Annotated in this window: 11 protein-coding genes and 1 tRNA gene; 9 read left to right on the top strand and 3 right to left on the bottom strand. The window is 39.1% G+C overall.

What is annotated here, in order from left to right; all coding sequences use genetic code 11:
• Window positions 1-43 precede the first annotated feature (43 nt).
• Complete coding sequence (locus BQ5321_RS19535; RefSeq protein WP_234978428.1) at window positions 44-1,135, bottom strand: serine/threonine-protein kinase; 1,092 nt, start codon at window positions 1,133-1,135, stop codon at window positions 44-46.
• Between the two features lie 249 nt (window positions 1,136-1,384).
• Here BQ5321_RS19535 and BQ5321_RS19530 point away from each other — a divergent pair.
• A tRNA-Gly gene (locus BQ5321_RS19530) sits at window positions 1,385-1,455 on the top strand.
• A gap of 117 nt (window positions 1,456-1,572) precedes the next feature.
• Here the strand turns inward: BQ5321_RS19530 and BQ5321_RS19525 are convergent.
• On the bottom strand, window positions 1,573-2,238 hold the full coding sequence (locus tag BQ5321_RS19525; RefSeq protein ID WP_071396085.1) for a B3/B4 domain-containing protein: 666 nt from the start codon (window positions 2,236-2,238) through the stop codon (window positions 1,573-1,575).
• Between the two features lie 265 nt (window positions 2,239-2,503).
• On the opposite strand from BQ5321_RS19525, the gene queG reads away from it, so the two are divergent.
• The 6 genes from queG (at window position 2,504) to yhbH (ending at window position 10,513) form a co-directional block, all read left to right on the top strand.
• The gene (queG, locus tag BQ5321_RS19520; RefSeq protein WP_071396084.1) at window positions 2,504-3,625 is read left to right on the top strand and encodes a tRNA epoxyqueuosine(34) reductase QueG; all 1,122 of its coding nucleotides are present in this window, start codon (window positions 2,504-2,506) and stop codon (window positions 3,623-3,625) included.
• A gap of 174 nt (window positions 3,626-3,799) precedes the next feature.
• Window positions 3,800-4,696, top strand: coding sequence for an amidase domain-containing protein (locus tag BQ5321_RS19515; RefSeq protein ID WP_071396083.1), 897 nt, complete (start codon window positions 3,800-3,802; stop codon window positions 4,694-4,696).
• A gap of 67 nt (window positions 4,697-4,763) precedes the next feature.
• Window positions 4,764-5,237 (top strand): tRNA (uridine(34)/cytosine(34)/5-carboxymethylaminomethyluridine(34)-2'-O)-methyltransferase TrmL, encoded by a 474-nt coding sequence (gene trmL / locus BQ5321_RS19510; RefSeq protein ID WP_071396082.1) that lies wholly within the window; start codon window positions 4,764-4,766, stop codon window positions 5,235-5,237.
• Window positions 5,238-5,585: 348 nt separating this feature from the next.
• Complete coding sequence (gene nfsA, locus BQ5321_RS19505; protein WP_071396081.1) at window positions 5,586-6,335, top strand: oxygen-insensitive NADPH nitroreductase; 750 nt, start codon at window positions 5,586-5,588, stop codon at window positions 6,333-6,335.
• A gap of 792 nt (window positions 6,336-7,127) precedes the next feature.
• Complete coding sequence (locus BQ5321_RS19500; RefSeq protein ID WP_071396988.1) at window positions 7,128-9,023, top strand: PrkA family serine protein kinase; 1,896 nt, start codon at window positions 7,128-7,130, stop codon at window positions 9,021-9,023.
• A gap of 317 nt (window positions 9,024-9,340) precedes the next feature.
• The gene (yhbH, locus tag BQ5321_RS19495; RefSeq protein WP_071396080.1) at window positions 9,341-10,513 is read left to right on the top strand and encodes a sporulation protein YhbH; all 1,173 of its coding nucleotides are present in this window, start codon (window positions 9,341-9,343) and stop codon (window positions 10,511-10,513) included.
• 41 nt (window positions 10,514-10,554) lie between these two features.
• On the opposite strand, the gene BQ5321_RS19490 is transcribed toward yhbH, so the two are convergent.
• A complete protein-coding gene (locus BQ5321_RS19490; protein WP_071396079.1) occupies window positions 10,555-11,589 on the bottom strand; it encodes a lactonase family protein in 1,035 nt (344 codons plus the stop codon).
• Window positions 11,590-11,792: 203 nt separating this feature from the next.
• Between BQ5321_RS19490 and BQ5321_RS19485 the strand changes: the two genes are divergently transcribed.
• Together BQ5321_RS19485 and BQ5321_RS19480 are read left to right on the top strand one after the other, a co-directional pair.
• Window positions 11,793-12,395: a YczE/YyaS/YitT family protein gene (locus BQ5321_RS19485; protein ID WP_071396078.1), complete on the top strand. Its 603-nt coding sequence runs from the start codon at window positions 11,793-11,795 to the stop codon at window positions 12,393-12,395.
• A gap of 143 nt (window positions 12,396-12,538) precedes the next feature.
• Window positions 12,539-13,072, top strand: coding sequence for a helix-turn-helix domain-containing protein (locus BQ5321_RS19480; RefSeq protein ID WP_071396077.1), 534 nt, complete (start codon window positions 12,539-12,541; stop codon window positions 13,070-13,072).
• Window positions 13,073-13,081: the final 9 nt, after the last annotated feature.

Genomic DNA, 13,081 nt, shown 5'->3' with positions numbered 1-13,081 from the left:
GTCCTCCTCTTTTCGTATGCCTTTGCTTGTCAACTAATGGGGACTAACGACGATATTTTTTACCTTTTCTTCCGTAGTTTTTCATTTCCGTTCCCGTTTCTTTTTCCTTTTTTGGATACCGGCCATCCCTTTCATTTCTAAAGCCATAGTATCGGTCATTATCAGAAAACCTTTCTTTATTACGATAGCCTAGAAAGCCATCTCTGTCAGAATATCTATCTTTTTTATTATTTTTATCCTTACGATTTTCCTTCGATTCTTGGGCAGATGTATCTTTATTATTTTGAATGCCCTTTCCTTTATTTTCATTATTATTTAATTGTTCCTCAATCATATCCATGACTTTATCTGGGTCATAGCCTTGCGCCAGCATAACTTTAACCCATTCTTCCTTGAAAACCTTATGAACTAAATTGTCTAATTGGACGGGATATACAGTTTCATCATTTGTTGTCATCAGCTTTTTACTTTTATTTTTCAATGCTTTTTTATTAGCTGATTCAGTAAATAGTCTTTGGCAGATTTGTCGGGAATGCTCTTCCATCTCGATATAATGCTTCCATTCCTCATAAAGCTCTGGATTGAGTGCTTGTACATGAGATAAAAAGATATCTTTATTTTCCTTACCCAAAGAAGTCAATAGCTTACGAGGGTATGGGTAGACACGGTCACGCCAAACCGTTCTTGCCACGTCAATTACTTTGAGATTCCCTTCTGGTAAAAGAAAAATTTGTCGTTTATGATGGTCAATCCGTTCAAAGCCGATTTCTTTAAATGTAATCAGCATATCAATTAATTTCATGGAAAGCTCTTCTGTTAATGGCTGTGATTGCAGGTATTCACGTACATCAACACCTCTAATAATTTCCATTGCAATATATAAAGGTCCTTTTGCGTAGACCTTTGGAAAGAGATCGGTATGCTGCCCTAATGACAGGGCATAATACTCACGCTCACAATCCTCCTCATTTCCAAATACCTTTATACAAATATCATCAGAATATTGAAAAACGGCTCCTTGACGTCCTTTTCCCATCATTTCTAATGGGGAATAGTTAACGACTTCAACGTCCTCATCTTCGATATTACGAACTTTTATTTTGTTTATATATTTCTCTAGTTCCCTAATGTCCATTGATTTCCTCCCGTTTCCTAGATAGACTTAAATATTTATCCTCTTATATATGTAGTCATGATTAAGGTGAAATGTAAGGGCATGTATCTATAAAAATAAAAAATAATAGTAGTTAATAACTATAGAAGAAGGGGAGTAAAGGGGCGATTAGACGAAAAACGACAAAAACTAACAAAATTATGCTATTTTTTTAAAAATTTTATTGCATTATCGTAATTTTTTTGTTAAGATATTTTTTGTTGATGCAATGCGGGTGTAGTTTAGTGGTAAAACTACAGCCTTCCAAGCTGTTGTCGTGGGTTCGATTCCCATCACCCGCTCTCGATATTTTATGATAACAACGCAGTATTTCGTTTCCTAAAGAGAACGAAGTATTGCGTTTTTTAATTTGCCGACAAACAGGGACTTTTTTAAAAAAAGTCCCTGTTTGTAAGCTGCTATTCAATTATTTCCCAACTGGCAATGCCGCCATGAATTTGTGTAAACATATTAGCTAAAGAAGCTGTCAATTTCTCGGACTGATCCTTTTCTAGTGATGGCTTCAAATATATGATTTGGATGGCATTTTTTGTGGCTTCGGTAACAGCGGTTCTTTCTGAATCAACGAAGGGACTGCCAAAGGCTGATTCATGATCGCAAGAGACAATTAATCGATCCAATGAATTCATTCGCCCGTTCAAGCCTAGGTACTCCTCGTTTGCCTGTCCCAGTCGAATGAGGATGGATCCAGCTAGTTGATCACGATCATAGATGCCAATGGGTGACTGGAATTGTAAGGAAAAGAAATTATTTAAATCAATTGCGCTATGTACTGATGTTAAATAGTTTTGCTTTTGGACACGTCGATAGAGGGCCTCAGCAGAATGACGGTAGCGGTTCGGGTCCTTGCCTGTTTTCTTGAACACCTGTCTCCATTCAAGAATTCCTGGTAAATCAGTAACTTTTTTGTCCTCAAGCTCAAAGTAGATAGATTCCTGAAAGAGCTGAAGCCGTCCCTTTAACATCTGTGGAGATTCACCTACACAAATATCCTGATACTGAATGTAGCCAACTTTAAACCCTGGGATTAGTTCTGTTAATTCAGCAGCAATTCTCAATTCCATTTTTAAAACCTCCCAATTCTTCTCTAAATAGTTTAACATAGAATGGGTGTATTTCTTATTCTCATAAAGCTTTTACTATGGTACGGCAGAAGTTACTGCTTGTAATATATTTTTTAATTTCATTCAGCAAATGCTTTTTTGTACCGAAAGCTTGCGACAGGTACAGAAGTCTTCCACTTCTACAAGTGGGGATGAATGCAAATGTTCCTTCGATGACGCAAATTCAACGGGCGAATTTGATTTATAGATGAGAGGAGGAGATCTAATGAATTACAGTGAGTTCAAACAAGAAATTATTCAGTATAGCCGATCCATTGGGATTGATAAGATTGGTTTCGCAGCCGCTTCTCCTTTTGATGAATTAAAGAACCGTCTGATACGACAGCGCGAGTTAAACTATCAATCAGGCTTTGAAGAGCCGGATATTGAGAAAAGAATTGACCCTAGTCTTATATTGCCCGGTGCGAAATCAATCATTGCCATTGCCGTTGCCTACCCCTCCAAAATGAAAGATCGTCCTGTCAGCAAGGAAGGGGAGAGGCGGGGGATTTTCGCACGGGCATCCTGGGGGCTTGATTATCATATTGTACTCCGGAAACGACTTGAGAAGCTGGAGGCTTTTATTCGAGAAAGGCTACCGGAAGCAGAGCTTAAATCAATGGTGGATACCGGAGAGTTGTCAGACCGAGCTGTCGCCGAGCGGGCCGGAATTGGCTGGAGCGGGAAAAATTGTGGGATTCTAACGCCGGAATTTGGTTCATATGTCTATTTAGGTGAGATGATTACTAGCATCCCATTTGAACCAGATATTCCGTTGGAGGATCAATGCGGGACTTGCCGCAAATGTCTTGATGCATGTCCGACTGGTGCCCTTGTCGCAGGAGGACAAATTAATGCACAGCGCTGTATTTCCTTTTTAACGCAAACAAAAGGGGCGATTCCAGAGGAGTACCGAGAGAAAATTGGAAACCGTCTCTACGGCTGTGATTCGTGTCAAACGGCCTGTCCTGTTAATAAAGGAAGGGATTTTCATTTTCACGAGGAAGTGGAGCCTGAGCCAGACATTGCGAAGCCGCTGTTAAAGCCGTTGCTAGGTTTGAGCAACCGGCAGTTTAAAGAAAACTTTGGTCATATATCAGGTGCATGGCGGGGGAAAAATCCAATCCAGCGTAATGCAGTGCTGGCCTTAGCCCATTTTAAAGACAAAACAGCTTTGACGGATTTAGTTGAAATCCTTCAACATGACCAGCGCCCGATGATGCGTCAAACCGCAGCATGGGCAATTGGAAAAATCGACGCCACTAGCTCAAGAACGGCGTTAGAAAAGGTATTTGAGAACGAAACCGACGAGGCAGTGAAAGAGGAAATTGAAAAATGGCTAGGGTAAGTAATGTAAAGCAAATAGGGTGCGGAACGTAACGGTTCTTGTGCCCTTTTTTAGTATAACGATCCTTTTCAGGAGATAACCTGTCTGGTAATTTCTCGGCAAATCCAAATCCCAACCTTTAATCAAGATAATCGCCTCCTTACATATACATTAGAACGAGAGGGGTGTGGGAATATGCGGCAGCAGCTATCTAAATGGCTTGAGGGGCGGGTTCAGCAATGTGTGTCAGGAGAGAGGAATCCAATTTCATCTTGTGAAAAAATAGAACGAAAACGAAATAGCCTAAATCGCCGTTCAGCAGAGATGATAAAAGTGAATGCGAAAGGAACCATTACGAAAGTCGAACCGGTAACAGGTGATGTCGAAAAAGTCAGCTATCAGGTGCATTTTCGTTATTTTATCAAGCAGAACAAACGGCTTTATTTAGAAGAAGAGATTGAAAATAGACTGGCTGAATTTTATAAAGGTGATCTAGTCCATGATGAGGAGTTTAATCCCTTTCATTTGAATGATAGTAAAGTGGATCATTCTCCTAATTTGGAGGTCGATGTGCGGGAGGATAGGAAGCTTTTTCATTATGATCGTTTAAAGGCTGTTCAATATGCAGAAAGATGGTGGAATGATTTTAATCCAGCCTATAAAAAATTTGATGTGGATTGTACGAATTACATTTCGCAATGTCTGCATGCCGGCGGAGCGCAAATGCGAGGATACCCGAATAGAAGTAGCGGCTGGTGGATGCAGAATCAGAATTGGAGCTATAGCTGGACGGTTGCCAACTCATTAAGGTGGTTCCTGCCAAATTCTAAAGTAGGCTTAAGAGCACAAGAAGTGTCTAGTCCTGACCAACTATTATTAGGAGACGTTATTTGCTACGACTTTGAGGGCGATGGGCGATTTAATCATACAACGATTGTAACCGGTCGGGACGCTGAAGGAATGCCGCTTGTTAATGCCCATACCTTTAATAGTCGAATGCGATATTGGGCATATGAAGACTCGACGGCTTATACACCTAATATTAAATATAAGTTTTTAAGCATTGTTGATGATAAAGGTGCTAAAAAGTAATCCTTCTTGTGTCGGGAAAACTGGATGGTATAATATCATATAGAGTTTATCTTAGAGGTGAAAAAAATTGGCAGTTCATGTAGTTTTATTCCAACCAGAGCTTCCTGCAAATACAGGGAATATAGCCCGTACCTGTGCGGCTACTGACACAACCCTACATTTAATTCGTCCGCTTGGCTTCTCGACGGATGATAAAAGGCTGAAAAGGGCAGGTCTTGATTATTGGGAATTTGTTCAAATTATTTATTATGATTCAATAGAGACATTTTTTGAGCAGAATAAAGACGGTGAGGTCTATTATTTAACGAAGTACGGTACTAAGTCTCATTCTTCATTTGACTTCAGTAACACTGAAAAGGATTATTATTTTATTTTTGGAAAAGAAACGACAGGTCTGCCAAAGGATATCATTGAAAACAATCGGGAAAGGGCATTAAGAATTCCGATGACAGAAAATGTCAGTTCCCTGAACCTATCTAATTCAGCTGCGGTACTTATATATGAAGTCCTTCGTCAGCAGAACTATATTCATTTAACCTAAGTAAAGGAACCTATGATAGGGTTCCTTTTTGTTTAACTTCATTCAGCAAATGCCTTTTGTACCGAAAACTTGCGACAGGTACAGAAGTCCTCCACTTCTACAAGTGGGGGATGAATGCAAATCGTACTTCGATTCAGTGGGGGTTCAAACCCCGGCTGAATGAAGTTAAGCCTCCGGCGAGTCATGCGATTTTTTAAAGGTAGTTTACCCGAGCGAGCTCAGGTAATCCGGACGCAAATTCGACGGGTGAATTTGATAAAAATTGAATTATTCTGTCGGTTTTGTTTCATTTTTTTTGCTATCTTCGTTATCATAAGGGTATCAATACATATTAAAAGGATGATTATCATGAATCAAATAATTGAAACCTTGCTTGCCCACCGTTCGATTCGTAAGCTACAGGACAAGCCATTAACGAAGGAACAAATCGAGTTAATTGTAACAAGTGCACAGGCGGCTTCAACATCAAGCTATGTTCAAGCATACTCCATTATTGGGATTACAGATCCTGCAAAGAAAAAGAAATTAGCAGAGCTGAGTGGAAATCAGAGTTATGTGGAAAAAAACGGTCATTTCTTTGTTTTTTGCGGTGATTTACATCGTCATGAAATGGCGGGTGCTATGGAAAATAAAGAAGTGGTGGATTCGATTGAGAGTACGGAAAAGTTTATGGTCATGTTAATAGATGCCGCGCTCGCTGCCCAAAATGCGGCGATTGCTGCTGAATCACTTGGTTTAGGCATCTGCTATATTGGCGGAATTCGCAATCAATTGGATGAGGTCTGTGAGCTATTGAAGACACCGAAAAGAGTAATCCCATTGTTTGGTATGGCAGTAGGATATCCGGAAAAACTCACAGATCAAAAGCCAAGGCTTCCATTAGCTAACATCTACCATGAAAATGAGTATGAGCAGGATGAAGCTGTTTATCAACAGCAGCTGGAGGAGTATAATAAGGTAATTTCTCGTTACTATCATGAACGAACAAAGGGAAAGCGTGAGGATACCTGGACCTGTCAGATGGCAGGTACCTTCGAGAAGCAATCAAGAATGTATATGCATGAATTTATTAATAAACATGGATTAAATCTAAAATGAAAAAAGGCCGCAGATTGCGGCCTTTTTTCTCTTTCTTACTTTGTCACTTTAGGTTTGTCATTATAACCTGCTGTAAAGATAGCAGCAAGGAAAGTAACCATTACGCCAAGAACAAGGATCGTCCCCATTGGTATGTAGGCCTCCTTTAATAATTGATGAGAAAGAATAATATATTTAGACAGATTAATTATAGCCTATTCTAAAAAGTCTGTGAATGCAATGTTAGAAAATTTTCAAGAAATAAAATAGTTGGTGATTTTGCTAGTATACATATTATCTCTTTCGGCAGATATTTTTGAGAGATGAATTTAACTTCATTCAGCAAATGCTTTTTGTACCGAAAGCTTGCGACAGGTACAGAAGTCCGCCGCTTCTACAAGTGGGGGTTCAAACCCCGGCTGAATGAAGTTAAGCCTCCGGCGGATGTCATGCGATTTTTTAAAGGTAGTTTACCCGAGCGAGCACAGGTAAATCCGGACGCAAATTCGACGGGCGAATTTGATGATAGTAATCATTATTTTTCATTTCCAGCATAAATAAAGAACTATACCTTTCTTTTCTTGGCCAAGTTGATTCTCCTTTTTAGGCATGTTGCCACTTAACTAAGCATACATTGTATTAATCAGCTTGGAAAAAAGTGAAACTTTCATCATAGCAGGAACGAATCTGCCCTTGATGATGGTGACAAATCATAAGAAGCGTTTTTTATTTGGTGGTTGGAGCTTGCTCGGACTTTTACAGGCAGAAGGTTTTTGGCCAGTAAATTGGGATAATGCGACAGGGGAGGTCCATATGGATATATTAAAAAAAATCGAGCTATATCGTAAAGAAGAGGAAATGCTTAAATGGGAAGGTACGTTTAGTGAATACTTAGAGATTATTAAGGAGAAGCCATGGGTTGCCCAGTCGGCTCATTCAAGGGTCTATAATATGATAAAGGATTCGGGTGTTGAAGAAGCCAATGGACATAAAAGATATAAATTTTTCTCAAATCAGCTGTTTGGTTTAGAAGAGGCTTTAGAAAGATTAGTAGAAGAATATTTCCATCCTTCTGCGAAACGCCTGGATGTTCGGAAACGGATTCTACTGTTAATGGGACCTGTCAGTGGTGGTAAATCTACGCTGGTCACGATGTTAAAGAGAGGCTTAGAAGCGTATTCTCTTTCTGATAGAGGCGCTGTCTATGGTATTAAAGGCTGCCCCATGCATGAAGACCCGCTTCATTTGATCCCACATCATTTGCGTAAGGACTTTTATGATGAATATGGCATTCGGATTGAAGGGAATCTATCACCGCTAAATTTGATGCGTTTAGAGCAGGAGTATGACGGTCGGATCGAAGATGTGATGGTTGAGAGAGTCTTTTTCTCTGAGGACCGCCGGGTTGGAATTGGTACCTTCAGTCCATCTGATCCAAAATCACAGGATATTGCTGATTTAACTGGCAGCATTGACTTTTCTACCATTGCTGAATACGGTTCGGAGTCAGATCCACGAGCCTATCGATTTGATGGAGAGCTCAATAAAGCAAACCGGGGAATGATGGAATTCCAGGAAATGTTAAAATGTGATGAGAAGTTTCTCTGGCACCTGCTGTCACTGACACAGGAGGGGAATTTTAAGGCAGGAAGATTCGCTCTCATAAGTGCAGATGAGTTAATTGTCGCTCATACGAATGAAACGGAATACCGTTCTTTTATTTCGAATAAGAAGAATGAGGCCCTGCATTCCAGAATCATTGTTATGCCGATCCCATATAATTTGAAGGTAACGGAAGAAGAGAAAATCTATGAAAAAATGATTCGTGAAAGTGATGTTTCGGATGTTCACATTGCTCCGCATACATTGAAGGTGGCTGCAATGTTTACCATTCTTACTAGATTAAAGGAGCCTAAAAAAGGTGATATTGATCTAGTAAAGAAAATGCGTCTTTATGATGGTGAAAATGTTGAAGGCTATAATCGTGCAGATGTAGAAGAGTTAAAAAAGGAATATACAGATGAAGGAATGAGCGGCATCGACCCTCGTTATGTTATTAATCGCATTTCTTCTACTATTATCCGAAAAGAAATGACAAGCATCAATGCTTTAGATGTCCTTCGTTCCTTAAAAGAAGGCTTGGATCAGCATCCATCCATAACAGCAGAGTTACGGGAACGTTACTTGAATTATATTTCACTCGCACGTAAGGAATATGATGACATCGCTAAGAAAGAAGTACAAAAGGCATTTGTCTATTCCTATGAAGAGTCGGCGAAAACATTGATGGATAACTATTTAGACAATGTTGAAGCTTATTGCAATAAGATTAAGCTGCGTGACCCGCTCACAGGTGAGGAAATTAATCCGGATGAGAAGCTGATGCGCTCGATTGAGGAGCAGATTGGCATCTCTGAAAACGCAAAGAAAGCATTCCGTGAAGAAATTTTAATTCGTATTTCTGCCTATGCACGTAAAGGAAAACGGTTCGACTACAATTCACATGATCGTCTCCGCGAGGCTATTCAGAAAAAGCTGTTTGCTGATTTAAAGGATGTAGTCAAAATTACAACCTCGACAAAAACGCCGGATGAACAGCAGCTGAAGAAGGTAAATGAAGTGGTGGCGAGATTAATCGATGAGCATGGTTATAATTCAACCTCTGCCAATGAATTATTGCGCTATGTCGGCAGCTTATTAAACCGTTAAGAACATAGTAGTTTCATACCCAGAAAGGTTTCTCGTTATTTAGATGGATGAATAGCAATAAAAACCCGGTGTAAAAAATAGTACCGGGTTTTTATTTTGGTCTTCTATTCGAATGAATCTAATCATCATTTTGTTAGGAGACTTGTCTTTTTCCTTAGGTAAATACCCCATTATCAAAATAATTTGTAAACTATTTTGTCTTCTCGCATATGATAGAGTAATCCACCGTTTTATCTGAATTTTTCACTCGGGATATTGTATGAATGTTAGGTGAAAATGTGCAGAAAATAGCAAAATATTTTTAAGGAGGGGTTGAAATGAGCGATAAGAATAACCATCAATTTGTGATTTCGAAAGAAGATTGGTCCCTCCATCGCAAAGGCCACGATGACCAACAGCGGCATCAGGAAAAAGTTCAAGAAGCGATTCGAAATAATCTCCCAGATCTAATTACTGAAGAAAGCATCATAATGTCAAACGGCCGAGAAGTGGTAAAAATACCGATTCGTTCTCTTGATGAATACAAAATCCGCTATAACTATGATAAAAACAAACATGTGGGTCAAGGCGACGGGGACAGCAAGGTTGGAGATGTAGTAGCCCGTGATGGTTCGGATGGAAAGAAGGGGCCTGGTAAGGGTCAAGGTGCAGGAGACCAGCCTGGAGAGGATTATTTTGAAGCTGAGGTTTCGTTGATGGAATTGGAAGAGGCTTTATTTAAACAATTAGAGCTTCCAAATTTAAAGAAAAAAGAATTACAGGAAAATATCGTGGAGGATATTGAATTTAATGATATTCGAAAAACAGGTTTAATGGGCAATATCGATAAGAAAAGGACAATGATGTCTGCTTTTAAACGAAATGCAATGAAGGGAACACCTAAATTTCATCCTATTTATAAAGAGGATTTGAAATTTAAAACGTGGAACGAAATCATAAAACCTGATTCAAAGGCAGTTGTGCTTGCGATGATGGACACAAGTGGCAGTATGGGAATCTGGGAAAAGTATATGGCAAGGAGCTTTTTCTTTTGGATGACAAGGTTTTTACGCTCTAAATATGAAACCGTGGAAATTGAGTTTATTGCCCACCACACGGAAGCTAGGGTTGTATCGGAAGAGGATTTCTTCTCAAGAGGAGAAAGTGGCGGGACGATTTGTTCATCTGCCTATCGAAAAGCGCTTGAGTTGGTTGAGGAAAAATATCATCCAAACCGCTATAATATTTATCCATTTCATTTCTCAGATGGTGATAATTTGACCTCTGATAATGCTCGCTGTGTGAAGTTGGTTGAAGAATTAATTAAGGTATCAAGCATGTTTGGATATGGAGAGGTTAATCAGTATAATAGACATTCGACACTTATGTCAGCCTACAAAAATATTAAAAATGAACACTTCAAATATTATATCCTCAAGCAAAAAGCAGATGTATTTCATGCGATGAAGGCTTTCTTTAGAAACGAAGAGGAGAAAAAGCAGTATGCCTAAAAAAATCGGGAGGTGCTCTAAAGCACTTCCCGATTTTTTTGTTAGATGAATTTTACACAAACCGGATGTGGAACGGTGATGTCCGATTGAAGTAAGGTTAGCCTGCCTGTTGCAGTATCTCGTTTGAAAATAGCCAGATTACTTGACTCCTGATTAGAGGCAATGATAAATTCTTCTGTCGGATCGAGTGAAAAGTCACGTGGCCAATCTCCTGCAGTTGAAATATGCTCCACAAAGGTTAGCTTGCCTGATTCAGCGTCGATGCTAAAAACAGCTATACTATTATGTCCACGATTTCCTGCATAAACAAAGCGACCGTCGGTGGATATCTGAATAGCACTGCCTTGATTATTCTCTATGAAATCAGCTGGAATCGTTGGAATGGTTTGCATTATTTCAAAGGATCCATTTTCTGGAGTATATTGCAATCCAATAACCTCTGAGCTGAATTCGGTCATGACATACGCATACCTTCCGTTTGGATGAAAGGCAAGGTGGCGTGGACCGCTACCTTTTGAAAAGGAAAGTTCAGCGGCTTTAACCAGTTGATTATTCATCAATTGATAGGTAATCAACATATCGATGCCCAAATCGATGACGGTTAGATATTTTTCGTCAGGTGTAAAGGCCGCGTAGTGTGTGTGTGGCTGTTGGTCATCATCTGCACCCTTATGTTTGATAACGGAAGGATTTTCTTGGATTTCCCCTGTCTCTGGATCAATTACATAGGCTTCTACCGTCCCTTTATGATAATTGCTTGACAAAAGATATTGGTTTTTTTGGTCAACACTAACATGACATGGTGGTGAGCCTTTTTCGGTTTGTTGGTTTAAAAATTGTAATTCACCTGTCCTGCTATCAAGAGAAAAGGCTGCTACACCCCCATTTTCCCCGTTTTTGGCTACAGAGTATACATATTGTTTGTTTTGACTGATAGTTAGATATGTTGGATTTTCTATTTTAGCAGCAACGCTTATTTTATCAATTTGACCTGATTGGGTATCGAAGGCAAAGGAATAGATCCCTTCACTGCTGCCTTTTGTATATGTACCGATAAAACCGTGAAGCTTTGTCATCTACCTGTCCTCCTGTTATTATTTTGTGCAACTAGAATCTTATCATAATCGAGAGGGAGATGGCGAGCATTGAAAATGGTAATCTATTGAGCAAGCTCTAATAAATTCGGAATAAATAGGGGAAAAGCTGTATATTTTAGAACAATGAAGCTGCAAAGGTAGTCATGCTTGGAGAAAAAAATCTATTTTTTTGAGGGATATGGATGGGGAAAAGACTGATTTTTTATGTGTTTGGTATTAGTATTGCTTGTTTAGGGGTTACGTTTATTTTAAAGTCCAATGCAGGGGCAGGCCCCCAAGATGTTGTCCTAATGGTTTTAGCTGAAAAGTCGGGTTTAACCTTTGGAACGTGGGTAATAATTTCTCAAGCTTTATTTTTGATCTTTAATTCTTTTCTATTAAAGAAAAGACCAGAATTCGAGTCAGTGATTACGATGGTCTTTTGGGGACTTGTGGTTGATTTTTGGATGGAAATCGTTTTTTATGATTTTGAATTATTTTTAAGCACTCCTCTATTAAGATGGGGGTGTTTTCTACTAGGGGTATTATTGATTGGCATTGGAGTAGGAATTTATTTAACGCCCAATCTGCCAAGAATGCCGTATGACGGTATGATGGTTGCCTTATGTGAAAGGTTCCAATTAAGCTTAATGGCATCAAGAACTATTATGGAGATTACGTTTATTATGATTGGGATCTTAATTGGAGGGCACATCGGTGCCGGGACCATTGTATTAGTGGTCTGTATCGGTACAATCATTCAATTTTTTAATCGCTTATCCTATAAGATTTATTCAATAAGCTGAAGACTCTCAGCAATTTGAGAGCCTTCAGCTTATTGTTTTGTGGAGTATAAATATATCGATATGTTTTGTTAGTACCATTCTTTGACTATTTGTTATCAAATATGATAATATAATCAATATAAATAATAGTAAGGTGATGAAAAGTGAAGGAACGAAAAATGGATATTCTGCTTCATCCTGTCCGGTTAAGAATCATTCAAAAATTCCTTGGGGGTGATGAGAAAACAGCTAAAGAGCTTGCGAAGCTTCTTCCGGATATTGCTCAGGCAACTCTTTACCGTCAGCTAGATACCCTCGTGAAAGCCAATATATTAATCATAACGGAGGAGAAACCAATTCGCGGAACGATTGAAAAGGTCTATGGTTTAAATTTAATGGAAGCGAGCGTTACATCCAAGGATATGGATGAAATTTCAAAGGAAGAACATATTCAATATTTCATGTTTTTTACCACTCAGCTTTTGGCACAATTTGAGAGTTACTTAGAGAAGGAAAATGTTGATATGGAACGTGATGGAGTATCATACAGACAGACTGCCTTCTATTTAAGTGATGAGGAATTACGAGATTTTTTTATGGAACTGGTGAAGGTCTTTCAAAAGGCATCTACAAATAATCCTAATCCAGATCGAAAGAAACGGTTTATCTCCACGATTATTATTCCGGAATCCGAGTAGGAGGATGTG

Origin of the sequence: Bacillus tuaregi (assembly GCF_900104575.1) — a bacterium.
GTDB lineage: Bacteria > Bacillota > Bacilli > Bacillales > Cytobacillaceae > Bacillus_BD > Bacillus_BD tuaregi.
This window is presented reverse-complemented; position numbering and strand designations above follow the sequence as displayed.